The sequence below is a fragment of the Desulfonauticus sp. genome (assembly GCF_055126295.1).
Map to the genome: position 1 here is coordinate 42,329 of NZ_JBSRHE010000013.1, position 23,418 is coordinate 65,746.

Below are 23,418 nucleotides of genomic sequence, written 5' to 3' on the forward strand. Positions count from 1 at the left end.
TCTAATTTCATTTTTCTCTAAAACTTAATTTCTAATATTTGAAACCACTTTGACTTAAGTCAAATTTTTTCTCCCTAAAAGTAAAAAAAATTGCCTTTTTTCTTTGTATAGTATATATTTGACTCCAAATAGGAGAGGAGGAGTTATGAAAGTCCTGTTAAAGATTTTTATGGTCTTAGGTATAGCTATTTTTATTGGCTTTCCACTCTTTAGTATGACCTATTACACCATGGTCAGAACCTCAACTCCTGGTTTTTGCTCTTCCTGTCATGAAATCAGGTTTGCCTACAACACCTGGAAAAGTTCTTCCCATGCCTTTAATTCCAAAGGAATTGTGGCTGATTGTATGGACTGCCACCTACCTGCGCCTCAGGACACCTGGAATTTTTTCTATGCCAAAACCACTCACGGTATCAAAGACATCCTGGTTCACCTTTCTTATGATGACCCGCTTCAAGAGTACGACCACGAAGAAAATCGCCAGAAAGCCTATGCTTCTATCAAAAACGACCAATGTCAAAAATGCCACCGCAACATTCTCTATTTAAGCAACAAAAGAGGAGCCATGCTTGCCCATCGCTCTGTGCTTTATCCCAGACCTGGTTATGAAAAAAAATGTACTGACTGCCATCAAAACCTGGTACACAAGGCCAAAGGTTTTTACCAATTGGGACAAATGTAAATAATTTTTTATAAACCAAAGGAGGTCTTATGAGGGGGAAATTTAAATGGGTTCTTTTACTACTGTTGCTCAGTATAGGCCTGTTTACAGGCAACATACTGGCCAAAAACTTTAGTAAAAGCAAAGAATTCAGGTTAGAAAGAAGTCTCTCCAAACAGGGACAAGCCTGTATTGAGTGCCACAAGGTAGAAACTCCTGGGATTTTTGTGGATTGGGCCAATTCCAGACACGCCCATGCCAATATTTCCTGTATTGACTGCCACCAGGCCGATGCCACAGACCCGGATGTAAACAAGGCCCACTTTAAGCAATACGAAAGAAGCGACAACAAGTGGGGAACCTCTGAATACCGGGTACCCATTGCCACGGTAGTTACTCCCAAAGATTGCTCTCGCTGTCACCCTGATGAAGTAAAGCAATACTCCAGAAGTAAACATGCCAATACAGTAGAAATTATGTGGAAGCTGGACCCCTGGCTCAATCAGGGAATGAACACTGACTGGGAAAGGACTGCAGGCTGTTTTTACTGCCATGGCACAGTGCTTAAGCTGGACAAAGAAGGAAAATTAGACCCTAAAACCTGGCCCAATGTGGGCGTGGGAAGGGTAAATTTAGACGGCAGCTTGGGCAGTTGTACCAGTTGTCACACCAGGCACAGATTTTCTGTGATGGATGCCAGAAAGCCAGAGGCCTGTGGACAGTGCCATTTAGGTCCTGACCATCCCCAAATTGAAATTTATACTGAGTCCAAGCATGGCGACATTTACCAGGCCTTTAAAGAAGAATACAATTTTGAAGCTGCTCCTGGCACCTGGACTCCTGGAGTGGATTTTAGAGGTCCCACCTGTGCTTCCTGTCATATGTCTGGAGCAGGCACAGTGCTTACCACCCACGATGTTACTGAGCGTTTGTCCTGGGAGACACAAGCGCCTTTAACTGTAAGACCAGAAAATTTTAAACCCTTCCCGGCCCAGACCAACTGGAAAGTAGAACGCGACAAAATGAAAGAAATCTGTAAACAATGTCATGCTCAAAGCTGGGTAGATGCTCATTATGTAAAACTGGATGAAGTGGTCAAAGAATATAACGAAATTTACTTTAAGCCAGCCAAAGAAATGTTGGATAAACTTTACGCCAAGGGCTTATTGGACAAGAGCAGGTTCTTTGATGAAAAATTAGAAGTGGAATTTTATGAACTCTGGCACCACGAAGGTAGAAGGGCCAGAATGGGAGCAGCCATGATGGCTCCAGATTACACCTGGTGGCATGGTTTTTATGAATGCAAACATCGTTTTAACCAGTTTATGGCTGAAGCCAAACATCTCCTGGAAACTGGCCAAAAGGCAGAAAAATACGAAAACTTCCCGGGCACTGGTGGAAGCACAGTAAGGCCAGTGCAAATCTTTGGACCTAAAAAATAACTTAAATAAGGGGTAGCTTAAGCTACCCCTTATTTATTTAACACCTCTGCGTTATAACTACTGCGCACCAATGGACCAGCAAAGACCTTTAGCCCCAAACTTTCTCCCTTTTCCTGGTAATATTTAAACTTTTCTAAAGAGACATATTCCTGCACAGGAAAGTGTTTTTTGCTGGGCTGTAAGTATTGACCCAAGGTAACCCAATCACAGTTTACGGCCTTTAAGTCTTCTAAGACCTGCAGGACTTCCCTTTCCTCTTCTCCCAGACCAAGCATAAGCCCACTTTTGGTGATTACTTCTCCCTGGGCCAGTTCTTTGCTCCACTTTAAAACCTGTAAGCTTCGTTTATAATCAGCCTGGGGACGCACCTTAGGATAAAGGGAAGGTACTGTTTCTAGATTATGGTTGAGCACATAGGGCTTAGCTGCCAGAACCAGGCTAAGGGCTTCTTTACTGCCCTGAAAATCCGGAATCAAAACCTCCACCTTTAATTCTGGATTTTCCTTGAGCAAGTTAATCACTCTGGCAAAGTGTAAAGCCCCTCCATCTAAAAGGTCGTCTCTGGTCACAGAAGTAATAACCACATACTTTAAACCCAGCCTTTTAACTGCCTCGGCAATTCTTTCTGGCTCTTTGGCATCTACAGGCTCAGGCTCTTTATGCTCTATATTACAAAAGGTACAACTGCGCGTACAATACTTGCCCAAAATCAAAAAAGTAGCTGTGTGCTTGCAAAAACATTCAAAGATATTGGGGCACCTGGCGCTCTGGCAAACAGTATTTAAGTTTAAATCCCTTAAAAGTTTTCTCGTCTGGCCAAAATCCTTTTGAGTAGGTAGTTTTATCCTCAGCCACCGGGGCTTAGGCAAATACTTTTTTAAAGCCATTTAACAAATCCTCTTTTACCTGTTTTAGAGAAGGTTTATACTTGCTTTCCAGATAAATAGAAGTCATTTGCCTGCCTAATCCGCAAGGGTTAATGTATCTAAAGACGCTTAAATCCTCTGTTACATTTAAGGCCAGGCCATGATAGGAAACCCATTTTTTTACGCCAATACCAATGGAGGCAATCTTTTTTTCCCCCACAAAAACTCCACTAAGGCCTTGAATACGCCTGGCTTTAATTTCATAAGTCAACAGGGTTTGCAAAATTACTTCTTCCAAATCCCAGAAAAACCTCTTTATTCCCCCTGGCCTTTTACTCAACCTAAAAATGGGATAGGCAACCACCTGGCCAGGAAAATGGCAGGTAATATTACCTCCTCTGGAGCTTTTAACCAGCTTGATTCCCTTTTCCTCCAGGATGTTTTGAGGCAAAAGTAAATTTTCCTCTCCTCCATGACGGCCCAGGGTAATCACGGGCAAATGCTCCAGGAGTAAAAGCACCTCTTCTTTGCCTGCCAGCACCTCCTGATGGTAATCCAGTTGCAAACTCAAGGCCTGTTCATAATCAATAAGTCCCAGATCCAGTACTCGCATTTTTACCCCTTTTTATTTTGACTTTCTTTAAATTTTTTCTTTAAAATACTTCAAAAAGGAGTTTCCCATGTCTCAAATCAAAGAAGCTATCACCTTATCCTTTCTGGCTGATTCCCTGGCCCTAGGCGGCCACTGGATTTATGACCAGAAAGTGTTAAAGAAACATTCCTGGGAGCATCTACAAGCTCCTCTAATCAAAGACTTTCACCCGCACAAACAAGCAGGCGAGCTTACCCACTACGGAGACCAAACCCTTGTCCTGCTTCAAAGCTTGGCCGAGAAAAAAGAATTTGACCTCCAGGACTTTGCCCTGAAATGGCAAAATCTTTTTCTCGACTACTCAGATTATATTGATCATGCAACCAGAATTAGCCTGGACAATTTCAAGCTGGGCTGGGGGCCAGAGGATAGTGGCTCCATGATGAACGACTTAGCTGGTGCAGCCAGAATTTTTCCTCTTTTTCTCCTTTATGCCAGGGATTTAGAAGTCCTGGAAGAAGCCGCGCAAGCCCAGACAGCCATGACCCACAAACATGAACAGGTAGTGGAAGCAAGCTCCTTTCTGAGCAGGGTGGGTTTTGCCCTGCTTCAAAATCCAGACCTGGAAAAGGCCCTGGAATTTGGTCTGGAAAAAGAGTTTACTTACCTGCCAGCAAAAAAGTGGCTGGAAAAGGCCAGGGCACACTTAGATCTGCCAGCAGACCAGGTCCTTTTAAAACTGGGGCAAACCTGTCACATTGATGAGGCCTTTCCTGCTACCCTCTATTTACTCCTGAAATTCTTTACCACTCCTAAGCAAGGACTTATAGCCAATGTCTTAGGTGGAGGAGATTCTGCAGCCAGAGGCCTTATCCTTGGCTTTTTCTTTGGTTTAACCCCTAAGGGTAAGGAACTCCTTTCGCTTTGGCTGCCAGAGTTTAAACTGGCTGCTACGCTCAAATCCCTTTTGGACCAATTTTAAGGGGCAATTTTCCAATTTTCAGGAGACAAAAAATGTACGGAGTATATAAAAAAATCCTTCGCATTAACTTAAGTGAACAAACTTACTTCTTTGAACCTTTAGACCCAGAAATTTTAAGTCAATATCCAGGAGGTAAAGCCCTTGGCACTTACCTGTTAGCCCAGCAGGTCAAAAGCAAAATCAATCCCTTATCTCCAGAAAATCCCCTTATCTTTACCACTGGTCCCTGTAGCCAGAGTGTTATTTGGGGCAGCAGTAGATATGCTGTTTTTGGTATTTCTCCCCAAACTGGCTTTTATGCTGAATCCTATGCAGGAGGAAAAGCCCCTGAAGCCATGGACAGAGTGGGAGTAGATGCCCTTATTTTAGAAGGGCAAAGTGCAGAGCCAGTGGTCTTAAAAATAGAAGAAAATAGCTGCACCTTTTATCCAGCCCAGGACCTCTGGGGCAAGGATACCTATACTACAGAAGATGAAGTCTTAAGGCGATATGGCAATCCCAAACTAAGGCCCGGTGCCCTGGTCATTGGCCCAGCAGGGGAAAATCAGGTAAGTTTTGCTCTCATTGAAAACAACTATTGGCGCTCTGCAGGACGCTGTGGGCTGGGAGCGGTCCTGGGGGCCAAAAAGGTAAAAGCCCTTGTTTTTCAAGGACAAAGCAAAAGAACTATAGCCAGGGAACAAGAACTAAAAAATTTTGCTTTTGAATTCCTCAACAACTACCGTAATCATCCTGTAAGCAAAAATTACCTAAATTATGGCACCACCCAGATGGTCTCCATCTTAAACCAGGTAGGTGCCTTTCCTGCTCGTTATTGGCAACAGGGGACTTGTAGCCACTGGGAGCAGATAAACGGAGAAGCCTTAAGAAAACTTTTACAGGTAACTCCTCATGCCTGCCCCAGGTGTTTTCTGGCCTGCGGCAAAATTTCCACTGTGCCCCAGGGCAGGTATAAAGGACTTACTGTAGAAGGACCAGAATATGAGACCATCTTTGCCTTTGGTGGCCTTTGTCTGGTCAAAAGCCTGCCTGAAATCATGTATTTAAACGACCTTTGCGACCAACTGGGGCTGGACACCATTTCCGCAGGCAACCTCTGTGCCTTTACCATTGAGGCTGTACGCCAAAAGAAGGTAAAATTTGACCTAGATTACGGCCAGACAGAAAAGATTGCTGAGCTTATTAAACTCATTGCCTTTAAGCAGGATATAGGAGAAGTTCTGGCCCAGGGCATAAAAAAGGCTGCCCAAAAATGGGATATGGAAGATTATGCCGTACATGTAAAAGGTCTGGAACCCGCAGGCTATGACCCCAGATACTTTAAAGGCATGGCCCTATCCTATGCCATTTCTGATAGAGGAGCCTGTCATTTAAGGACTACCTTTTACAAGCCAGAACTGGCAGGCGTTATTGACCCGGCCACGGTCAAAGACAAGGCCAGACTGGTCATTGACTATGAAGACCGCTTAAATGTCTTTGATAGCCTTATCCTGTGCCGTTTTTACCGGGATTTTTATCCCTACTCGGAACTGGCGAAAATACTTACTTTTATCACTGGAGATACCTGGGAAGAGCAAAGGGTGAAAAATTTAGGAGCCCAGGTTGCCCATCTGGCGAGAAAAGTTAACCTTTCTCAGGGTCTAACTTCGCAAGACGATTCCCTGCCCAAACTCTTTTTTAAGCTTCCTCTGGAAAATCAAGGTCCTTTAAGTGAGGAAGAGTTTGACTATCTAAAACAAGAATACTACCAGCTACGCGGTTGGCCTCTTGCTTAAACCTATCTTTAATTCCACTTTTTATTAGGAGATGCTATGTTAGCCAAGTGTGTTGACAATCTAAAATCCTTTATCGTTATGGACATCCTGGAGATGGCTTCTAAATTGGAACAACAGGGAGAGCACATCGTTCACTTAGAAATAGGAGAGCCAGATTTTCCCCTTCCCAGTGCAGTGAAAAAAGCCATTGAAAAAGGGTTAAAGGAAAATCACACCCATTACACGCACAGCCAGGGGATTCTGGAATTAAGAGAGGCCATTTGTGCCTATTATCAACAAAAATATCAAGTCCAACTAAACCCGGACCAAATCTTTGTCACCCAGGGCACTTCTCCAGCCTTGCTTTTGGCCCTGGCCCTCATCCTAAACCCCCAGGAAGAAGTGATTTTAACTGACCCCTGCTATGCCTGTTATCCCAATTTTATCCACCTAAGGCAGGGCATTCCCCGTTATCTGCCCATCTTTGAAGAAGAAGACTATCAGCTAGATATCTCTCGCCTAAAAAAGATGTTGACCCCTAAAACCAAGGCCCTTTTACTCAATTCTCCAGCCAACCCAACCGGAAAACTCCTTTCTGCTCAAAACCTAAAAGAACTAGCTGAGCTCAGCCAGGAGAGAAATTTGCTGCTCATTTCTGATGAAATCTATCACGGACTGGTCTATACTGGAAAAGAACATTCTCTTCTGGAGTTTACTCCCAGGGCCTTTATCTTAAACGGATTTTCCAAACTTTTTGCCATGACTGGCTTAAGGCTTGGCTATCTCATTGTACCTGAAGATTTTATCCTGCCCTTACGCAAAATGGCTCAAAACTTTTTTATTTGTGCCAATTCCCTGGCCCAGTTAGCTGGAATTGCTGCTTTAAAGGAAGCCTGGCCAGAGGTTAAGCAAATGGTTGCCACCTTTGCCCAGAGAAGGACCCATCTTTTACAGGGGCTACAGGAACTTGGCTTTGAAATCCCAAGTCCGCCTGAAGGGGCCTTTTATGTCTTTGTTAAGGCCAAACATTTAACCAAGCACTTTGAAAACAGTTCCCTGAACCTGGCTAAGGACATTTTACTTAAAGCCAGAGTAGGAGTTACCCCAGGCATTGATTTTGGGGCCAGAGGAGAAGGTTTTTTGCGGTTTTCCTATGCCACTTCTTTAGAAAACATCACTCTGGGACTGGAAAGGCTGAAAAAATACCTGCAGAAATTTTAATTAGAGGAATTTATTGAACCTATTAGTTGCTCTAAAGATGCCAAAATTTCTTGTTCAGAAAGGGAATATTTCTTTAGAACCTCTTTTAACGGGGTAAAAAGTTCCTTGCACAGGATACAAACCCCTAGGGTTTCCCCTAACTGACGGAAATACTTTTCAGTTTGAGGATACTTGCTTATCCAGTCCAGAAGGTTTTCCTCTACATTAAGCATTCTTGACCTCTTTTAACGCTTCTGGAATTTTTTGAATTATGGTTTCAATTTGGGTGGCTGGAGAAGGATTAGTCTTTGCTCCAGCTACTCTATTTACCTTAGCAGCTAACTCCATAGCTCCAGGAACATCAAAACCTGCATAAATCAAAGCACTGACCAAACCAGTAAGGGTATCGCCTGTTCCTCCAATGGCTTCCAGTGCTTCCACACAAGGAGCATCTATTTTGGACCTGATAACGCCTCTCTCTACCACTAAATCCTCTCTACCCTTGACCAGCATAAAAGTACTGGCATTGTTATGGGCATAACTCCTCTTAAGCAAGGTCTCCCGTTCCTCTTCTTGATGCAAAATAAACCCTCTGGTATAAAAGGGATGTGGAGCCTTTTCATCTGCTAAAAAGGCCAGCTCTCCCAAATCTGGCGTAAAAAGGTCATACTTGCCAGCCAAGCCACTCATTTTGGCTGCATACATATGCCCGGCATCTGCAATTAAAAAAGGCTTGGTAGGTAATTCTTCTATGGCCCAGAAAAGCTTGTACTGCCAATCCACATCCGGCAATAGGTAATGAAAAGTAATAACTCTTGGAGCTAGTTTAGCCAGTTCTTTTTGCAAAAAGGAATAAACCCTGTGGGTACCTTCACCTCGACCTATATCCCCAGCCAGGCACAAGTAAGGAGCATCCAATCCCAGTTCTTTACAGACCAGAAGAGCAGTAGCAGCCAGGGCAGTGGTCCCTCTATTAATTTCCAGCTTAAAATCCTTTAAAAAAATATTTGTTCCTCTTAACTCATAAACTCCGGTTAATAGGGGACAATTAAGAGAAGGATAAGTGCCAGCTAAAACAAGCATCTTTTTTGTATCTCCTCAAAGGCCAGGCCCAGGGCATAACCACATAAAGTATGACCACACTCTCTGGGATTGGGAGCTTCTTTAAGAGTTTTGCCAATTAACAAACTGGCTAAATAGGGCACATCCGGGCAACCTCCACCTGACACATTGACAATGCGCCCACTTTTCTTTTCCACGCTAATTTTCATGTTGGCCGCGCGGACCATAAAATAATCCCCAAAATCAACGACCTTAAACAGATCCACAGGTTGTAAAAGCTCCTCTTCTGCATCCAAAACCAGAAAATCCAGAGGCTCTATTTGCTTTTTTAAAAGCAAATTTTTACACCCCAAACTTTCCACTACCAATACTTCTAAGGCCAAATCACACCCTTTGCGTACAGCAGGAGGCGGGCCTACCACCTTAAACTTGTAGCCCGCCTCTTTTAAGACCTTTTCGGCTGCAATAACCTCACTGGTATTGGCAAAAAGAAAAAGCCCTTTGTCCTGTTTTGGAGTTTTTTTAGAGCTGGAAAAAAGATTAAAAAATTTTAACCACTTCACTTTTCTAAAACCAAACTATCTTCATTTTCTTCTTTTACCTGCCAGCCTTTACTGGTAGCAGCTCTGGTCACATTTTCCCTGGCAGTTTCAGTATCTACTAAAACTTTTATCTGCCCCCTGTCCATGGTTTTTATCTTTTCCAGAACCAGTAAAACAGGCTGGGGACAAGAAAGTCCTCTGGTATCAACTACTTCCATCCTATGCCTCCTTTAGGACTTTTTGCTCTGGGCAAAACCCACCCACAGACAAAAAATAAAACCAACAATCACACCTGCCATACCGTGCACCCCAATACCTTTGGGAGAGCTGGCCAGCCCAAAGTTATGGGCAAAGGCTGCGCCAATAATCATTCCCAGGACAAAAATACCAGCATCCCCATCACCTTCTCCTGCCAAAAACAACTGCCTGCCCGGACAACCTCCAGCCAGGGCAAAGGCCAAACCAGCTAGAGTCATGCCTGCAAAGTTCCAGAAGTGTTGGTCGTGGGCAATGGGTTGGTGAGCAAAACCAGGATGAAACTGCCCTAAAAGCAGGTTCATGCCAAAGGCTACCACTACTAAAGCTACTACTCCCCAGAAAAGATGTTTCTGGCCAAAAAGAAGTAAATCTCTAAAAGCCCCCATGGTGCAAAAACGACTTCTCTGGGCCAAAAAACCAATCACCAGGGCCACACCCAAAGAAGCCAGCAAAGGCGCATACATGGCCCCAGGTCCTTTTACAGAATAAAAAAGCACGTCATTTTTAGGAGCGCCTTCCAGGGGTGGATAAATAAAACGCAAAACAAGTAATCCCAGGATAAACAAGGGAAAAATATATCCAGCTAGAGCAGAACTGGAAGTGGACCTTCCCAAACTATAGCCGCGTTTAAAAAATAGGGTCCCTAACCAGATGCCAAAGATTAAGCCCAACAAGCCCACAATGGCATTACCATCACCACCTGCCAGACGAAGCAAGGCCCTCCAGGGGCAACCCAAAAAAACCAAAGCGCCAATCATGGCAAAAATGCCTAGAAAAAACCTGATTACTGGAGCTGAGCCTCCTCTGGGCTTAAACTCCTTAAAGGCCAAGGCAGCTAAAAAAGAGCCCAGCACAAAACCCAAAATCTCTGGCCTTAAATACTGCACCACTGCTGCCCGATGTAATCCCAGGGCTCCAGCAATATCCCTTTCCATACAGGCCACACAAATCCCCATATTGGGGGGATTACCCCACTTCTGGAGCAAAGGAGCAAAAAGGCCAATAAAAGCACCTACAGCAATAATCCCCCAGGAAGAAGCAAAAAAATTCTTCCATTTCCCCATATAAGACCTCCTTTTCTAATTTACTAACTTCAGCTTATCTTGGAGAAGCCAAAAAAAAGTCAAATAGTTTAAATCAATTGAAAACCATAATCAAAATAAAAAAAATCAATATAGCTTTTCTATTGTTCTCATTTTTAAAAGTGGTCCTATTCTTGCTAAAGAAGAAAATATGAAAAAAATTTTTCCTCTTTTGCTTTTTTTCTTTTCTCTGGCCTGTACCTATTCAGGCAAGCATGTGGTAAATGAAGCTCCTTTTACCCTGGCCTATCCTTATATCTATTCTCCGCCAGTGGTGGAAAAAAGTCCTGCCCCCCTTTTTGCTTACCCTGGAAAAAAGCCAGCTAAAACACAAAACTCTGCTCTTTTTTTCCCCTTTTATTACAACCCAGGGAAAAGGAATCTAAGCTTAGAGCAAACTTTAGGTAGAGTTTTTTATCAGACCTGGGCTGGAGAAAGAGTCTTTAAGGAGTCATTTTTTTGTCCTCAGAATCTAACTTCTAAAAAAGAAGCTCTAAACCTGGCCCAGACTAAAAAAGTGGACTGGGTAGTCATTGGTCAAATTACCTACTTACTGGATGGAGGCTCTCTTACCAATACGGCCCTGAGTTTACATTTAGAAATCTATTCTGCCCAGGACCAGAGTCTTATCTGGTCTTTGGACCACGCTGGCAGGCTGGATAGCTCTGCAGATATTGATTGGTACTTAATCAAAAGAAGGATTGTCTTACCAGAAGATGGTCTTAGTTATTTGCTCGCCCAGCTGGCTTTGGACCTGGCCAGACCTGTCAAAGCCTGGACTCAAGGAGAAGACTTTGAAAAGCTTATTTTGCCTCGAAAAGTCTCTTCTCCCTCTAAACCCCAATCATCACCTTCCACTTCTACTCCTTAACTTTTTCTTTAAAAAATTTTTTTTCACTAATTTCATTGCTTTTTTTCTATTCTTTTTTTAGGCGCTTTCCTGGTTGTTAAGATTGGCTTTAGAAAAAGGAGTGTGCCTCATGCAAAGAGATGGATTTAAAACTCGTTTTGGAATTCTGGCTGCCACTCTGGGCTCTGCAGTGGGTCTTGGAAACATCTGGAAGTTTCCCTATATGACTGGAGAGAATGGTGGAGCCAGCTTTTTACTGGTCTATTTGCTCAGCACTTTTTTAGTAGGACTGCCCATCATGATTTCTGAATTGGTTTTGGGTAGAACAGCCAAGGCCAATGCCATTACTACTTACTATCAATTACCTAAAAAAAACAAAAACTTTTGGTCTCTAATTGGTATAGGAGGAGTAGCTGCAGCCTTTTTGATTCTGGCTTTTTATACTGATGTGGCTGGCTGGGTCTATGCCTATGTTTACAAAACAATAACTGCCAACATCCTTTCCACTAGTCCAGAAGAGACCTCCAAAACCTTTGGCTCTCTTATCAGTACGCCCCTAACATCCCTGTTCTGGCAATGGCTGGTGCTTGGAGTAGTGGGGCTCATTATCACCATGGGTGCCTCTAAGGGAATTGAACGCACCACCAAAAAGCTCATGCCCTTACTCTTTTTGTTTTTAGTTATCATTGTGGTGCGCAGCTTGACCTTGCCCAAGGCCAAAGAAGGGCTTCTTTTCCTCTTTTCTCCAGATTTTAGCAAAATAAATGCTCAGGTGGTACTGCTGGCCATGGGACTGGCCTTTTTTAAGCTCTCCATTGGCATGGGAACCATGACCACCTATGGAAGTTATTTTAGAGATGATGCCAATATTCCAGCTACAGCCACCAAGGTTATGCTGGCTGACCTAAGTGTTTCCCTGCTCGCTGGCCTGGCCATTTTCCCGGCAGTATTTACCTATGGTTATGAACCCCAGGCTGGCCCATCTCTACTTTTTATTACCATTCCAGCCATTTTTGCCTCTTTACCCGGGGGAAGAATTTTTATGCTGCTTTTCTTTTTGCTGGCTTCCTTTGCTGCCACTGGAGCCATGCTTTCTTTGCTGGAAGTACCTGTAGCCTACTTTTGTGAAAGCAAAAAGATGTCCAGGACCAAAGCCACCTTGCTTTCCATAGCCATCCTGGTGGCCCTGGGTGCTACAGCCACTCTTTCTTTTAATGTCCTTAAGGATGTTAAATTCTTTAATCTCAACTTCTTTGACCTCTACGACTTTATAAGTTCTAACATCTTACTTCCTGTAGGTGGACTACTCATTGCCCTTTTTGCTGGTTGGACCTGGGGAAAAGAAAAGATATTTACTACCCTTAGCAACTATAATACCCTAAACAACCAGAAAATTATTTCCCTTTACTACTTTGTCCTCAAATACATCACACCTATTCTGGTCTTTATTATCCTCTTAAAAGGTCTAAAACTATTTTAAATAAAAAAGGCAGGCCAGGTGCCTGCCTTTTTTATTTTTACAATGTACTTTTAAAAAACTAATAGGCTTCTTCGTATTCCAGGTCCTTGGCTTCCAGCTTATGGCTAAAGGTCTTATATGCCCAAAATTGGTAGAAAATAACAATGGGTACAAAGATTAAAGCCACACCCAGCATAATCTTTAAAGTCAGGGGAGAAGAAGCTGAATTATAAATGGTCACACTATAAGCAGGATTTAAAGAAGAAGGCAAAAGGGCTGGATAAAGGCCAACCAGAGCAAAGGCTGTAACCCCCAAAATAGTGAGAGCTGAAGCCAGCCAGGCTTTAAGCCATTCTTGGGTACCCATATACACCCGACTTAAAACCAGGCCTCCTACCGGCAAAATAAGCAAGGCAAACCACAAGGGAGACTTGAGATAATTGGTAAAAAGTTTGGTTGCCACTGCCGTGTAGGCTAAAAATAAAACCAAGACCACGGTCAGCACTGCCCAGAGCTTACTGGCCATCTGGCCACTTCTTCTTTCCAAGTCTCCACTACCTCTAAGGGCCATCCACAAACCTCCATGCACAGCAAAAAGCAGGACAAAAAGCACTCCGCCCAAAAGTCCATAGGGATTTAAGAGGGTAAAAAGATTGCCCCGAAAAATACCCTGTTCATCTAAAGGCAGGCCTTTGAAAATATTGGCAAAAGCTACCCCCAGTAAAAGGGCAGGCAAAAAGCTGCCTAAAAACAAACATATTTCCCAGATCTTTTGCCAGCCAGGATTATCAATCTTGCTTCTGAATTCCAAAGACACCCCTCTTAAAATCAGGGCAATAAGCAAAAGGAATAAGGCTGTATAAAGGCCTGAAAACATTATAGCATAGGCCCTGGGAAAGGCAGCAAAGGTCACTCCACCAGCAGCAATTAGCCAAACTTCATTGCCATCCCAAAAGGGGCCCATGGCATTTAAGACATAGCGCTTTTCCTCTTCTGTCCTGGCCAAAAAGGGAAACAGAGTTCCCAGGCCAAGGTCAAAGCCATCCAGCATAAAATAGACAGCCCATAAAACTCCCCAGAGTAAAAACCAAATACTTTCTAACATTGTCCTTCCCTCCCTTTAATTAGCTGGTTCTGGGCCTTTGCGGGCAAATTTTGCCAACAAGTAAATGTCAGCAATTCCCAGTAAAGTATAAAGTATAGTCAAGGCCACAAAAGAAAATCCTACCTGGGAACTAGCAATGGGAGAGACAGCTTCACTGGTACGCATAAGCCCGTAAACAATCCAGGGTTGTCTTCCCACTTCAGCTACCACCCAACCAGCTTCCAGGGCAATGTAAGGCAGAGGAATAACATAGATGAGCAAACGCAAAAACCTGGGATTTTCTTCTAACTTGTTTCTGATTTTAAAGGCCCACAAAGCCAGAAGTGGAAAAAGAAAGCCTAAGCCCACCATGGTTCTAAAGGAAAGAAAGGTCAGGGTAACAGGTGGCCTATCTTCTTTAGGAAAGTCCTTTAAACCTTTTACTTCAGCCTGAAAGTCATGATAGGCAAGCATACTCAAAGCCCCTGGAATGGGCAAAATCTCCAGGGCATTGCGCTCATTTTCAGGGTCAGGAATCAAGAATAAGTACTGGGGAGCAGACTTTTTGGTTTCCCACAAAGACTCCATAGCCGCCAGTTTAGCAGGTTGAATCTTGGCCACTTCTGCTCCATGCATATGTCCTTGAACCACTTCCAGAAGGGAAAAGACAAGGGCAAAAATAACACCTATCCGAAAGGATTTGGAGAAAAGTGTCACCTCATTCTTCCTTAAAATATGATAACTGGAAATACCCAGGACAAAAAAACCAGCCAAAAGATAGGCACCACTTAAGGTGTGGACAATTTGTTGCCAGGCAAAGGGATTGGTCACTACAGCCATAAAGTCAGCAAGCTCAGCCCGGCCACCACGCATTACATAACCCAAGGGATTTTGCATAAACCCATTGGCAATCAAAATCCACAGAGCAGAAAGATTAGAAGCAAGGGCCACCAGCCAGATAGAAAGGGCATGCATTTTAGGAGAAAGCTTGTTCCAGCCAAAGGCCCAAACCCCAATAAAAGTGGATTCCAGGAAAAAGGCAGCTGTAGCTTCAATGGCCAGCAGAGAACCAAAAATATCTCCCACATATTCTGAATACCTGGACCAGTTGGTACCAAACTGAAATTCCAGAGTAATGCCAGTAACCACTCCCAGGGCAAAGTTGATTAAGAAGAGTTTACCCCAGAATTTGGCCATGCGCTTGTAATCTTCATCTCCAGTTTGCACATAGCGCGTTTCCATAATGGCTACCAAAAGAGAAAGCCCCAGGGTCAACGGGACAAAAATAAAGTGAAACATGGTAGCCATGGCAAACTGTAATCTGGATAAAAACAGGGCATCCATGCTACTCCCTCCTTTTAGGAGTTTAAAGTTTAAAATCTATCAATTCACCAAAACTTATATCCCAGAATTGCCGGTTCCAGAAAATATGAACCTTAAAGCCCAGAGGAAAAGGGAATTTGCGGGGAATATGTAAGCCAATCTCTTTGGCATAGAGTAAAGAATAAGCTAAAATATAAGGGTCCAATTCTTCTCTAAAAGTCTTTTTGACCTTGGGCCAGGCCTTTTTGGCCAGAAGCTCATTACCCTGGGCAAGCCTGGCTATTCCCCAGAAGGCCCCTCGCCTTAAAGGCGCATACTCCAGGAAATTGTCCTTTTCATTTTCTTCTTCTCTAAGGTAAGAAATAAGAATCTGGTGATACTCTGTAGCTAAATGAGGATTTACAGCCATTATCTCGCCCATGGACTCAGGCACTCCCCAGCCTATTCCACCAGATTCGTCATTGAGCATCCACATAAAACGACGCATCACTATCCTGGCCTTTTCTAAGCTCTCTGCAGCCAGACTATCCACTACTGCTCCAAACCCCACCACTGCATTCCACTTCACCTTTTCCTTTGTACTCAAAAGACCAGCAAACAGGCCAGGCAAGACTTTTTCAGGTGGAAAAGGCCTTAGGACCTTTTCCACCTCCTGGCTGTCACTTTGCTCTAGCAATCTTAAAATATCTTTTTTGACTTTTCTGGACATAGAAAAAGAGGCTCCTTGGGACCTCTTAAAACTTTTCTTTGATTTTCTTACCCAAATTCAGGCCCAGTTCCTTACACTTGGCCAGGGAATCATGCTCAGGGACAAAGCGAATACGCAAGGGTTCAAAGGGAAGTTCAAAATTAGCTTCTTCCAGAACCTTTTGCATGAGTTTAGGAGCTTCGCCACTCCAGCCATAAGAGCCAAAGGTAGCTCCCAGCCTATTGCTAGGCCTTAAGCCTTTCATATAGGTAAGAAAGTCTGCCATTAGAGGGAGCATATTGTTGTTGTGGGTGGGAGAGCCACAAATAACTGCAGCTGCATCCATTACTTCACCCATTACATCACTGTGGTGAAACTTTTTTAAATGCATGAGTTTTATTTCAATACCTTCCAGATTCAAGCCTTCACCTATGGCCTTGGCCATCTTTTCAGTACTGCTCCACATGGTGTCATAGACAATAACTGCTTTGGGCTTAAGCTTTTGTTCACTCATCTCCCCATAAAGGCCTAAAATATCCTTTACATGGGAGCGCCAAATAAGCCCATGGTCAGGAGCAATCATCTCAATTTCTAAGCCCAACTCCTCTACTTTGTTTAAGGTCTTTTTGACCAAAGGAGAAAAGGGCAAAATAATATTGGCATAATAATGCTTGGCTTCCTGTAAAATATCTTCCAGAGGATGCTGGTCGTCAAAAAGTAAATTAGAGGCAATATTTTGCCCAAAAGCATCATTGGAAATCAAAAGTTTTAACTCGGGGAGGTAGGAAAACATACTATCTGGCCAGTGTAACATTCTGGCTTCTAAAAATTGCACCTTATTTTTACCCAGTATCAATTCATCCCCTGTTTTTACTACCTCCAAGGGCCAGTTGCGGGGATGAAAGTGAGCCTGGATAAACTCCTTACCCATGGGAGAGCAAAAAATCTTTTCTGGCTTGGCCTTATCTACTATAAAAGGCAATGCCCCAGAATGGTCCATCTCCACATGGTTTACCACTATATAATCTATTTTCTCCAAAGGAACTAGAGAAGCTATCTGATGATATAAATCCCATTTAAACTTTTCGTCTACACAGTCAAAAAGAGTTATCTTTTCATCTATTACGAGGTAGGCATTATAAGTAGTACCTTCTTTAGTCTGAGAATAACCGTGAAAATCGCGTTTATTCCAGTCAATAGCACCTACCCAAAAAACATTTTCTTTGATTTCCACTACAGCCATTTTTACTCCCTCTTTTCCTTCTCAAATTAAAAAAGGCCCCAGGAATTAATCTTGGGGCCTTGGATTAACTAATTTTACATTTTCTCAAAGTTTTCTTTAGTCGCTCCACACACAGGACAAACCCAGTCTTCAGGTAAGTCTTCAAACTTGGTTCCTGCTGCTACGCCATTATCAGGATCACCTTGAGATGGATCATAAATATAACCACAAATCTGACACTGCCACTTTTCCATAATCAAAAACCTCCAAACTATTCTACGAATTTAAACCGTTTCTTGGGTGTGCCACACACTGGACAACACCAGGTATCTGGCAATTCTTCAAAGGGAGTACCGGGTGGGATGTTTCTGCCCGGATCCCCCTTTTCTGGCTTGTACAAATAACCACAAACCACACACATATAATAGCCTTTTACTTCCTTTTCTGCCATCATTTATCCTCTTCTACATTAGAACCAGGTCCAGCCAGGGGACGAAAGGCCTTTTTACTGGCCCCACAAATGGGGCACTTCCAGTCCTCTGGCAAATCCTCAAATCTGGTGCCAGGAGGTATTTTCCCCTTTCTATCCCCTTTATCTGGGTTATAAATATAACCACAGTTAGTAGTCTGGCATTGCCACATTTCTTCCGGTTTAGCCATTTAAGCTACTCCTGTTATACATCTTTTTTCCAGAGTCCATGCAAATTGCAATATTCTCTGGCTGTGACCTTTTCTGCCTGCACACAAAATTCTGCCACAGGCTCATCACCAGGTTTTAAGAACTGACGATAAGACCTACCATCGGCAATAAGTTCAATCCATTCAATATAGTGCTCTTCAGCCATAGGATGAAGCACACTGCCCACAGTTACTTTGTAGCCATTGGCTGTCTTTTCCACTACAGGCACATGCTTTTCCAAAGCTGCGTCCACAGAGCCTTCTTTTAAAAGGCGCATGGGCTGGCCACAGCAAACCAACTCACCTTCACCAGCATGTACTACCTGTACGATATTGCCACAAAGATCACACTTATAAACTTCTAACAATTGGGGCATAGCCACCCTCCTTTATCTTTTTAAGGTTAAACACCTATTACCAGTTCTCAGCCAAAAGCTCAAAATAGGCCTGGGGATGAGCACAAGCAGGACAAAGCTGAGGAGCTTCTGCACCTACATGCAAATACCCACAGTTAAGACAACGCCACACCACTTCCTGGTCTTTCTTAAAGACCTTACCTTCTTCTAAATTCTTTAGCAATCCCTTATATCTTTTTTCATGCTGTTTTTCAGCCACAGCAATGGCTTCAAACACAGCTGCAATTTCATCAAAACCCTCTTCTTCTGCCACCTTGGCAAACTCAGGATACATCTTGTCCCATTCGTAATTTTCACCTTCTGCTGCAGCCTTTAAATTTTCTGCTGTAGTACCAATCACTCCAGCAGGAAAAGCAGCAGTAATTTCCACCTCTCCTCCTTCTAAAAACTTAAAAAGCCTTTTGGCATGCTCTTTTTCCTGCTCTGCTGTTTCTTCAAAAATTTTGGCTATCTGTACATAACCTTCTTTTTTGGCCTGTTTGGCAAAATAGGTATAACGGTTTCTAGCCTGAGACTCACCAGCAAAAGCAGTAAGCAAGTTTTTTTCTGTCCTTGTTCCCTTTAAAGATTTCATTTTCTTCCTCCTCTTTATTTTTTTATTTTAGTTTATTTTAATTTGTTTTCCTTTTCTTGACACCTGCTACACAAACCTATGATTTCCAGTTTATAATCTAATACTTTAAAACCGTTTATCTTTTTGTCCAGACCAAAATCAAAATCAGGCCCCAAATCCACCACCCGTTCACAGGCAATACACTTACCATGCAGGTGAGGATGGGGATTGCCGTCAAACCTTTTGGGCTGGCCTGCCATTTCCAACTTTTGAATTAAACCCAGTTCAGCCAGAATATCCAGGTTTCTGTACACTGTACCCAAACTTATTTTGGGCAAGTCCTCTTTGACCATGGCGTAGACCTCATCTGCGGTAGGATGTGTTTTTACTTCCCTTAAACGCTCTAAAATAACCTGTCTTTGCTTGGTCATACGCCGGTCTTTATTTACTATATTCATTATATTACCCTACTATTTTTCCAGAACATTTTGCAACCACTTTTTAATTTCAGGAGTAAGTCCAAATACACCCTTTAAAGAACCGTATTCTCTACGCACACTGCTTTTCAACTCCGCAGGCAAATCCAAACATACCAAATCTCTAGCACCATCAGAATTGGTGGCATACAAACAAACCTTGGGTTCTTCTTCCCAGGTATTTAAAACAAAGTAATAAGATACATCTTTCCCTGACTTTACAGGTGGAAAATATCCCCTATGGGGATTGTTGCCCCATTCTAAATACAGAGTAATTGCATCTTCATGGGTCATATCCCAATTAATAGGATACTGTCTTAAATCTTTAATGCTTCCCATATTTCCCTCCCTTTTAGCTTAAGGAGTAATAACACCTCTTGGGAGATATTACCTTTCCTTCTTCTTTTAACTTCTTAATTGCCTTGGAGACTTCCTTGCTATCCACGCCTAACTCTTTAGCAATATCTCCAGGCCTAACTGGCTTATTTAATTTCTTCATTACCTCTAAAACTTTTTCTTCCATAACTTCTTACCTCCTAAAAACTTTTAACCTCTTATTGATAACTATTACTATTATCATTTATTAAAAATTGTCAAGTTTTTCTTCTCTCTTTTTTAAAAAAAGAAAAAAGTTGACTTTTATCTAAAGGTGATTAAATTAAAACCTTTGTCGGGATGTGGCGCAGTCTGGGAGCGCACTTGAATGGGGTTCAAGGGGTCGGAGGTTCAAATCCTCTCATCCCGACCACTTAAGAAAAAAATAAAAAAGCAGCTCAAAAGAGCTGCTTTTTTATTTTTAATTACACTCACAAACTATTACTTAAGCAATTTCTTCTTACAGAACAGCAAAATATCTTTAGATTCTTGAATGATATCTGCGCTTTTTTGCTCAAACTTATTGCTATAGACTTCTACTTTTTTTTTATCTGGTCCTAACCATTGAATCATCTCATCTTGAAAAAAATAATACCTGTTTTCCTCTTTTTTAGGATTATCATAGTTTATAACATATTCACCTGTTTTTGGATCTACTTCCATAGAGTAAAAAAAACTAACTCCAAAAACAAAGTATAATTTATCTTTGTCATAATAATATTCTGAAACCTTTTTACCCGTTTCTCCATATATGATTCTCTTTACTTTTTTAATTTCATTATTACTATCTACCCAAAAATATACCTCTCCCCCTTCAGTAGAAACCTCAATTAAATCTATCTTAAATTGTTTATATTTTTTTAAATTAAAGACAGTATTTTGATATAACTTCCTAATCTCACCTATCCTAGCACTTAAATCACCACTGGCATAGGACCCTATAGGAATCAATAAAAACATAAACAACATAAAAGCCTTATTCTTCTTTAAACCCATCTTCACAAAATCCTTTTATTTACACTATGTTACAATGTGAACCCCAAACTTTTAACTGTTTAGTTAAAACCTTAATTTACTCTTAAACTAAGGCCTAGCACAAACCCTACTCCTATGTAAACTTTCTTATGTTTCTTTTGCAGTAAAGCATTTGTAAAGGTAAAAAATATTAATTACTTTTTCTACTACCGTAAATATTGACAAACCAGATTCATAAAAATACAAACCAATTGTAAACTATTGTATTTTAATTTTTTCATACCATAAAAAAATATTACGCTATCTACATCTATTAAAAGCTAACAAAATACACCTTTTAAACAAAAAACACTCTTCTAGTTTTGCATAAAAATCCATCTCATCTCTTCTTTACATCTACCATAATTTCACTACGGAGTATAATTAATTCCTGATCCAGTCCATGAGAGAGCATATCCAATCGGTTGGAAACCGACACTAAATGAACAGCAGAAATAGGACTTAATCTAAAGGGAAACAAAATGGGGGAATCTAAAACTGTTCTTAAATCCACTGAATCACCTCCACAGGCGTATAAAAAGGCCTCAATTAACCAGGCAATAAGTTCAGGATTTTCTATAGTTAACGAAAGACCTGGTACATATATGCCTTTTTCACGAAGTGGAACATTATTTTTAGCCTCATTAATAACACCCCAGGCCCACATTGAGCGTAATATGCGGCGCACAGCATCCTTTACTGTTGGTCTTTGTCCAAATTGTTCCATGACACGACGGCGAACTTGGGCATGACTTGCAGTGCCTTGAAGCTTAAGTAGTCTTCCAACATGGGAAGCCACCTTTCCCCAGAAAGGATAAGCTGCCATGGTCATTCCCCAGTGGACTGCAATATGGTCTTCCTGTGGAAGGCATGAAAGAAACCTAAGACCATCTTGTTGAAAAGAATGTAGATAGAATGGTGGATGAACCCATATATTCATCAGGATAGTTATAGTTTTGCTCAGAGATCCTCGCACCTTGGTATTGGCTGAGCGAAATACCTCCTGGAGCTCTTTTTGCAATAAGGATTTAATGTCGGATTTATTGTTGCCTGCCATGACAAGAGATGCAGTATAGCTAAGCCACTCAAGACGAATAATTCTATCAATTCCAATTTGATTATATCGTTTTTCCAAGTATAACTTCATGTATCTCCCTCACCCAAGCTTGTCCAAACTGGAATTAGCCTTTGTAATAATTAAACCCATCATTATCCAAGTTTATTTCTGAAATTTGGGGTTATGTATCTGAATGAAAGGCACAATCACTTCCTCAATACTAATCCCTCCATGACTCACTACAATTTCATCTTTCTGCACAAAAGCACTCCTGTTAGGTGCCAAAAGGGGTAGGTAATCTTCTGGAATACCAATGGGAGGCCACTCTATGGACTCCGGGAATCGCTCCTTGATTTGAGCCCTGAGCCTGGGATCGGAGTAGACACGCACGCGCTCGCCGCGCAGGTCCGCAACCGCCCCTTCGGCAGGCCTTCCTGCGCCTTTCGCCTCGATGTTTCCGTGGTCCGAAGCAAGGTAGACCTGGAAACCGCGGTCATGAAGCAGGCCGAAAAGGTCCCGCATGAAACCCTGTCTGGCCCATTGTCGAACCTGGTTGTGCATGCCCGCCGCACCCAGCTCCATGCCGTGCATGATCCGGTCGACCTTGTCGATGACCAGTCCGACGACACGTAGCCTGGGCCGGCTCAGTAGCTCGGAGACCTCGTCCAGGTCCCCGTCGCCTAGCCCCTTGGCGTAAGCCACCTCATTTGCGTTGAGCCCCTGATCGACCCAGAACTGCGTCCAAAGGCCCGGCTCCTTGCCTGTGGTATGGATACTCGCCGGGAAGTAGATCGGCTGCTTGCCGGCAAAGGCGGCCTGCCGGGAAACAGAGGTGATGGTGGGAATCCAGGCGAAAACGGCATTCTCACGGAACCGCAGCTTTGAATCCAGCTCTCCGAGCACCTCGCGCAAGGCGATCCATTGGTCCAGGGCGAGGCCGTCCACCAGCAGAAAAGCGATCTTCGTGCGCCGGTCGTTTCCGAAGCTTCGGACGAGGAACCGCGGGATGTGATGCAGCATCACCGGTGGCGCGGGCGGAAGGTTAATCAGGCTCGCGTAGCGCTTCACCACCCAACCGGTGAGCGCAGAATCGATCCGGGATCTCAATGCATCTAGGCGCTCCCGGTATCCTTCCGGCAGGGTGGTGTCCGGCTCCAGCTCCAAGGCGACGAGTTCCGCCCAACGGTAGGCGAAATGGAGCCACTCCCCATGACGCGCCTCCACCGTGGGGATCGTCTTCTCGATGGAATCTAAGAGCCCCTCCATGCGGCGGCGACGGTTCTCCACGGGGGAGACTTTGATGCCGTAAGCCACCCAGGTCTTGGCAAGCATCTGCGATTGCTTGTGCGGAACCGGCTGTAGCAAACCCTCGAGGAAAAGGTTGTCGATGTAAATGCGGACATCGTGGTGGTCGAAAGGCAAAAGCGTCGGTCCTGGAAACTCGAAGCCGGAGTCCGCCATGGTCTCCAGAGGCCAATCCTCGAACAGGCCGTTTTGATGCTCGCCATCCCTGGCTCGCACCCCTTCGGGGCGCCCTCCGGGCGTCCAAATCGGCTGTCCTGCCGATTTGTGACGAAGAATTTTGATGAAATGCTCATCGAGGATGGCCGGAATCCGCCCGCCGCGGTAATGGCGGCGCAGCAAGACCCGGAGCAGGTCCTGAGGCTCTTTGATGAGTTCCGGCGCGATCTCGAACACATGACGAAGGACGAACTCCTTCGTAGCGTTGTCGCCGAGCTGCCCCGGCGCGTGCCTCAATTGCGCATCGAACAAGGCGTCGAG

The 23,418-nt window shown here is 43.3% G+C and carries 29 protein-coding genes and 1 tRNA gene; 8 read left to right on the forward strand and 22 right to left on the reverse strand.

What is annotated here, in order from left to right; genetic code table 11:
- Nucleotides 1–145: 145 nt before the first annotated feature.
- Both ACTCIM_RS08575 and ACTCIM_RS08580 read left to right on the forward strand, forming a co-directional pair.
- Nucleotides 146–682 (forward strand): cytochrome c3 family protein, encoded by a 537-nt coding sequence (locus ACTCIM_RS08575; RefSeq protein WP_464278628.1) that lies wholly within the window; start codon nt 146–148, stop codon nt 680–682.
- A 29-nt stretch (nt 683–711) separates the two neighbouring features.
- The gene (locus tag ACTCIM_RS08580; protein ID WP_464278629.1) at nt 712–2,103 is read left to right on the forward strand and encodes a multiheme c-type cytochrome; all 1,392 of its coding nucleotides are present in this window, start codon (nt 712–714) and stop codon (nt 2,101–2,103) included.
- Between the two features lie 29 nt (nt 2,104–2,132).
- Here ACTCIM_RS08580 and lipA read toward each other — a convergent pair whose 3' ends face one another.
- Nucleotides 2,133–2,990 carry a lipoyl synthase gene (lipA, locus tag ACTCIM_RS08585; protein WP_472315019.1) on the reverse strand — a complete coding sequence of 286 codons (858 nt, stop codon included), beginning with the start codon at nt 2,988–2,990 and terminating at the stop codon, nt 2,133–2,135.
- Entirely contained in the window at nt 2,965–3,582 is a 618-nt protein-coding gene (gene lipB / locus ACTCIM_RS08590; protein WP_472315020.1) for a lipoyl(octanoyl) transferase LipB, read from the reverse strand. The genes lipA and lipB overlap by 26 nt, the downstream gene beginning before the upstream one ends.
- Nucleotides 3,583–3,649: 67 nt before the next feature.
- Between lipB and ACTCIM_RS08595 the strand changes: the two genes are divergently transcribed.
- Genes ACTCIM_RS08595 through ACTCIM_RS08605 form a run of 3 tightly spaced genes read left to right on the forward strand, consistent with a single transcriptional unit; the run spans nt 3,650 to nt 7,518 of the window.
- Complete coding sequence (locus ACTCIM_RS08595; RefSeq protein WP_472315021.1) at nt 3,650–4,543, forward strand: ADP-ribosylglycohydrolase family protein; 894 nt, start codon at nt 3,650–3,652, stop codon at nt 4,541–4,543.
- A gap of 32 nt (nt 4,544–4,575) precedes the next feature.
- Nucleotides 4,576–6,318, forward strand: a complete 1,743-nt coding sequence (locus ACTCIM_RS08600) for an aldehyde ferredoxin oxidoreductase family protein (protein WP_464278633.1) — start codon at nt 4,576–4,578, stop codon at nt 6,316–6,318.
- Between the two features lie 36 nt (nt 6,319–6,354).
- Nucleotides 6,355–7,518 carry a pyridoxal phosphate-dependent aminotransferase gene (locus ACTCIM_RS08605; protein WP_464278634.1) on the forward strand — a complete coding sequence of 388 codons (1,164 nt, stop codon included), beginning with the start codon at nt 6,355–6,357 and terminating at the stop codon, nt 7,516–7,518.
- On the opposite strand, the gene ACTCIM_RS08610 is transcribed toward ACTCIM_RS08605, so the two are convergent.
- The 5 genes from ACTCIM_RS08610 to yedE are packed head-to-tail and all read right to left on the reverse strand — an operon-like array spanning nt 7,515 to nt 10,423.
- Nucleotides 7,515–7,730, reverse strand: a complete 216-nt coding sequence (locus tag ACTCIM_RS08610; RefSeq protein ID WP_464278635.1) for a hypothetical protein — start codon at nt 7,728–7,730, stop codon at nt 7,515–7,517. The genes ACTCIM_RS08605 and ACTCIM_RS08610 overlap by 4 nt on opposite strands.
- Nucleotides 7,723–8,580, reverse strand: a complete 858-nt coding sequence (locus ACTCIM_RS08615; RefSeq protein WP_472315022.1) for an NAD(P)H-hydrate dehydratase — start codon at nt 8,578–8,580, stop codon at nt 7,723–7,725. Before ACTCIM_RS08615 ends, ACTCIM_RS08610 begins: the two co-directional genes overlap by 8 nt.
- The gene (locus ACTCIM_RS08620; protein WP_464278637.1) at nt 8,568–9,122 is read right to left on the reverse strand and encodes a putative Se/S carrier protein; all 555 of its coding nucleotides are present in this window, start codon (nt 9,120–9,122) and stop codon (nt 8,568–8,570) included. The genes ACTCIM_RS08615 and ACTCIM_RS08620 overlap by 13 nt, the downstream gene beginning before the upstream one ends.
- Entirely contained in the window at nt 9,119–9,319 is a 201-nt protein-coding gene (locus tag ACTCIM_RS08625) for a sulfurtransferase TusA family protein (RefSeq protein ID WP_464278638.1), read from the reverse strand. Before ACTCIM_RS08625 ends, ACTCIM_RS08620 begins: the two co-directional genes overlap by 4 nt.
- A 12-nt stretch (nt 9,320–9,331) precedes the next feature.
- Nucleotides 9,332–10,423, reverse strand: a complete 1,092-nt coding sequence (gene yedE / locus ACTCIM_RS08630; RefSeq protein WP_472315023.1) for a YedE family putative selenium transporter — start codon at nt 10,421–10,423, stop codon at nt 9,332–9,334.
- 169 nt (nt 10,424–10,592) lie between these two features.
- Between yedE and ACTCIM_RS08635 the strand changes: the two genes are divergently transcribed.
- Entirely contained in the window at nt 10,593–11,312 is a 720-nt protein-coding gene (locus ACTCIM_RS08635) for a hypothetical protein (RefSeq protein WP_472315024.1), read from the forward strand.
- 109 nt (nt 11,313–11,421) lie between these two features.
- Nucleotides 11,422–12,771 (forward strand): sodium-dependent transporter, encoded by a 1,350-nt coding sequence (locus ACTCIM_RS08640; RefSeq protein WP_464278641.1) that lies wholly within the window; start codon nt 11,422–11,424, stop codon nt 12,769–12,771.
- 58 nt (nt 12,772–12,829) lie between these two features.
- Here the strand turns inward: ACTCIM_RS08640 and cydB are convergent, their stop codons facing one another.
- From cydB to ACTCIM_RS08700, 12 genes are all read right to left on the reverse strand, one after another.
- A complete protein-coding gene (gene cydB / locus ACTCIM_RS08645) occupies nt 12,830–13,855 on the reverse strand; it encodes a cytochrome d ubiquinol oxidase subunit II (protein ID WP_472315026.1) in 1,026 nt (341 codons plus the stop codon).
- Nucleotides 13,856–13,870: 15 nt separating this feature from the next.
- Entirely contained in the window at nt 13,871–15,178 is a 1,308-nt protein-coding gene (locus ACTCIM_RS08650) for a cytochrome ubiquinol oxidase subunit I (RefSeq protein ID WP_464278642.1), read from the reverse strand.
- Between the two features lie 22 nt (nt 15,179–15,200).
- Nucleotides 15,201–15,866, reverse strand: a complete 666-nt coding sequence (locus ACTCIM_RS08655) for a DVU0298 family protein (protein WP_472315028.1) — start codon at nt 15,864–15,866, stop codon at nt 15,201–15,203.
- Nucleotides 15,867–15,891: 25 nt separating this feature from the next.
- Nucleotides 15,892–17,088: an FprA family A-type flavoprotein gene (locus ACTCIM_RS08660; protein ID WP_472315030.1), complete on the reverse strand. Its 1,197-nt coding sequence runs from the start codon at nt 17,086–17,088 to the stop codon at nt 15,892–15,894.
- A gap of 74 nt (nt 17,089–17,162) precedes the next feature.
- The gene (gene rd, locus ACTCIM_RS08665) at nt 17,163–17,321 is read right to left on the reverse strand and encodes a rubredoxin (RefSeq protein ID WP_472315031.1); all 159 of its coding nucleotides are present in this window, start codon (nt 17,319–17,321) and stop codon (nt 17,163–17,165) included.
- A gap of 17 nt (nt 17,322–17,338) precedes the next feature.
- The gene (locus tag ACTCIM_RS08670; protein ID WP_472315032.1) at nt 17,339–17,521 is read right to left on the reverse strand and encodes a rubredoxin; all 183 of its coding nucleotides are present in this window, start codon (nt 17,519–17,521) and stop codon (nt 17,339–17,341) included.
- Nucleotides 17,518–17,727 carry a rubredoxin gene (locus tag ACTCIM_RS08675; RefSeq protein ID WP_029966849.1) on the reverse strand — a complete coding sequence of 70 codons (210 nt, stop codon included), beginning with the start codon at nt 17,725–17,727 and terminating at the stop codon, nt 17,518–17,520. The genes ACTCIM_RS08670 and ACTCIM_RS08675 overlap by 4 nt, the downstream gene beginning before the upstream one ends.
- Nucleotides 17,728–17,741: 14 nt before the next feature.
- Complete coding sequence (locus ACTCIM_RS08680; RefSeq protein WP_472315034.1) at nt 17,742–18,122, reverse strand: desulfoferrodoxin; 381 nt, start codon at nt 18,120–18,122, stop codon at nt 17,742–17,744.
- A gap of 37 nt (nt 18,123–18,159) precedes the next feature.
- Nucleotides 18,160–18,735 carry a rubrerythrin gene (gene rbr / locus ACTCIM_RS08685; RefSeq protein WP_472315036.1) on the reverse strand — a complete coding sequence of 192 codons (576 nt, stop codon included), beginning with the start codon at nt 18,733–18,735 and terminating at the stop codon, nt 18,160–18,162.
- Between the two features lie 32 nt (nt 18,736–18,767).
- Nucleotides 18,768–19,172 (reverse strand): Fur family transcriptional regulator, encoded by a 405-nt coding sequence (locus ACTCIM_RS08690; RefSeq protein ID WP_472315038.1) that lies wholly within the window; start codon nt 19,170–19,172, stop codon nt 18,768–18,770.
- 12 nt (nt 19,173–19,184) lie between these two features.
- Entirely contained in the window at nt 19,185–19,529 is a 345-nt protein-coding gene (locus ACTCIM_RS08695; protein ID WP_472315039.1) for a DVU0772 family protein, read from the reverse strand.
- A 13-nt stretch (nt 19,530–19,542) separates the two neighbouring features.
- A complete protein-coding gene (locus ACTCIM_RS08700) occupies nt 19,543–19,713 on the reverse strand; it encodes an HTH domain-containing protein (RefSeq protein WP_029966835.1) in 171 nt (56 codons plus the stop codon).
- Nucleotides 19,714–19,861: 148 nt separating this feature from the next.
- Between ACTCIM_RS08700 and ACTCIM_RS08705 the strand changes: the two genes are divergently transcribed.
- A tRNA-Pro gene (locus ACTCIM_RS08705) sits at nt 19,862–19,938 on the forward strand.
- 68 nt (nt 19,939–20,006) lie between these two features.
- On the opposite strand, the gene ACTCIM_RS08710 is transcribed toward ACTCIM_RS08705, so the two are convergent.
- From ACTCIM_RS08710 to pglZ, 3 genes are all read right to left on the reverse strand, one after another.
- Nucleotides 20,007–20,561, reverse strand: a complete 555-nt coding sequence (locus ACTCIM_RS08710) for a hypothetical protein (protein WP_464278649.1) — start codon at nt 20,559–20,561, stop codon at nt 20,007–20,009.
- Between the two features lie 358 nt (nt 20,562–20,919).
- Entirely contained in the window at nt 20,920–21,636 is a 717-nt protein-coding gene (locus ACTCIM_RS08715) for a hypothetical protein (protein WP_464278650.1), read from the reverse strand.
- A 162-nt stretch (nt 21,637–21,798) separates the two neighbouring features.
- Nucleotides 21,799–23,418: BREX-3 system phosphatase PglZ (gene pglZ, locus ACTCIM_RS08720; protein ID WP_472315040.1), on the reverse strand; the 1,620-nt coding region annotated here is incomplete at its 5' end.

Bases quoted from the DNA above. Each gene is read 5' to 3' on its own strand.
- ACTCIM_RS08575 (WP_464278628.1), top strand. From the start codon at position 146: ATGAAAGTCCTGTTAAAGATTTTTATGGTCTTAGGTATAGCTATTTTT.
- ACTCIM_RS08580 (WP_464278629.1), top strand. From the start codon at position 712: ATGAGGGGGAAATTTAAATGGGTTCTTTTACTACTGTTGCTCAGTATA.
- lipA (WP_472315019.1), bottom strand. From the start codon at position 2,990: ATGGCTTTAAAAAAGTATTTGCCTAAGCCCCGGTGGCTGAGGATAAAA.
- lipB (WP_472315020.1), bottom strand. From the start codon at position 3,582: ATGCGAGTACTGGATCTGGGACTTATTGATTATGAACAGGCCTTGAGT.
- ACTCIM_RS08595 (WP_472315021.1), top strand. From the start codon at position 3,650: ATGTCTCAAATCAAAGAAGCTATCACCTTATCCTTTCTGGCTGATTCC.
- ACTCIM_RS08600 (WP_464278633.1), top strand. From the start codon at position 4,576: ATGTACGGAGTATATAAAAAAATCCTTCGCATTAACTTAAGTGAACAA.
- ACTCIM_RS08605 (WP_464278634.1), top strand. From the start codon at position 6,355: ATGTTAGCCAAGTGTGTTGACAATCTAAAATCCTTTATCGTTATGGAC.
- ACTCIM_RS08610 (WP_464278635.1), bottom strand. From the start codon at position 7,730: ATGCTTAATGTAGAGGAAAACCTTCTGGACTGGATAAGCAAGTATCCT.
- ACTCIM_RS08615 (WP_472315022.1), bottom strand. From the start codon at position 8,580: ATGCTTGTTTTAGCTGGCACTTATCCTTCTCTTAATTGTCCCCTATTA.
- ACTCIM_RS08625 (WP_464278638.1), bottom strand. From the start codon at position 9,319: ATGGAAGTAGTTGATACCAGAGGACTTTCTTGTCCCCAGCCTGTTTTA.
- yedE (WP_472315023.1), bottom strand. From the start codon at position 10,423: ATGGGGAAATGGAAGAATTTTTTTGCTTCTTCCTGGGGGATTATTGCT.
- ACTCIM_RS08635 (WP_472315024.1), top strand. From the start codon at position 10,593: ATGAAAAAAATTTTTCCTCTTTTGCTTTTTTTCTTTTCTCTGGCCTGT.
- ACTCIM_RS08640 (WP_464278641.1), top strand. From the start codon at position 11,422: ATGCAAAGAGATGGATTTAAAACTCGTTTTGGAATTCTGGCTGCCACT.
- cydB (WP_472315026.1), bottom strand. From the start codon at position 13,855: ATGTTAGAAAGTATTTGGTTTTTACTCTGGGGAGTTTTATGGGCTGTC.
- ACTCIM_RS08650 (WP_464278642.1), bottom strand. From the start codon at position 15,178: ATGGATGCCCTGTTTTTATCCAGATTACAGTTTGCCATGGCTACCATG.
- ACTCIM_RS08655 (WP_472315028.1), bottom strand. From the start codon at position 15,866: ATGTCCAGAAAAGTCAAAAAAGATATTTTAAGATTGCTAGAGCAAAGT.
- ACTCIM_RS08660 (WP_472315030.1), bottom strand. From the start codon at position 17,088: ATGGCTGTAGTGGAAATCAAAGAAAATGTTTTTTGGGTAGGTGCTATT.
- rd (WP_472315031.1), bottom strand. From the start codon at position 17,321: ATGGAAAAGTGGCAGTGTCAGATTTGTGGTTATATTTATGATCCATCT.
- ACTCIM_RS08670 (WP_472315032.1), bottom strand. From the start codon at position 17,521: ATGATGGCAGAAAAGGAAGTAAAAGGCTATTATATGTGTGTGGTTTGT.
- ACTCIM_RS08675 (WP_029966849.1), bottom strand. From the start codon at position 17,727: ATGGCTAAACCGGAAGAAATGTGGCAATGCCAGACTACTAACTGTGGT.
- ACTCIM_RS08680 (WP_472315034.1), bottom strand. From the start codon at position 18,122: ATGCCCCAATTGTTAGAAGTTTATAAGTGTGATCTTTGTGGCAATATC.
- rbr (WP_472315036.1), bottom strand. From the start codon at position 18,735: ATGAAATCTTTAAAGGGAACAAGGACAGAAAAAAACTTGCTTACTGCT.
- ACTCIM_RS08690 (WP_472315038.1), bottom strand. From the start codon at position 19,172: ATGAATATAGTAAATAAAGACCGGCGTATGACCAAGCAAAGACAGGTT.
- ACTCIM_RS08695 (WP_472315039.1), bottom strand. From the start codon at position 19,529: ATGGGAAGCATTAAAGATTTAAGACAGTATCCTATTAATTGGGATATG.
- ACTCIM_RS08700 (WP_029966835.1), bottom strand. From the start codon at position 19,713: ATGGAAGAAAAAGTTTTAGAGGTAATGAAGAAATTAAATAAGCCAGTT.
- ACTCIM_RS08710 (WP_464278649.1), bottom strand. From the start codon at position 20,561: ATGGGTTTAAAGAAGAATAAGGCTTTTATGTTGTTTATGTTTTTATTG.
- ACTCIM_RS08715 (WP_464278650.1), bottom strand. From the start codon at position 21,636: ATGGCAGGCAACAATAAATCCGACATTAAATCCTTATTGCAAAAAGAG.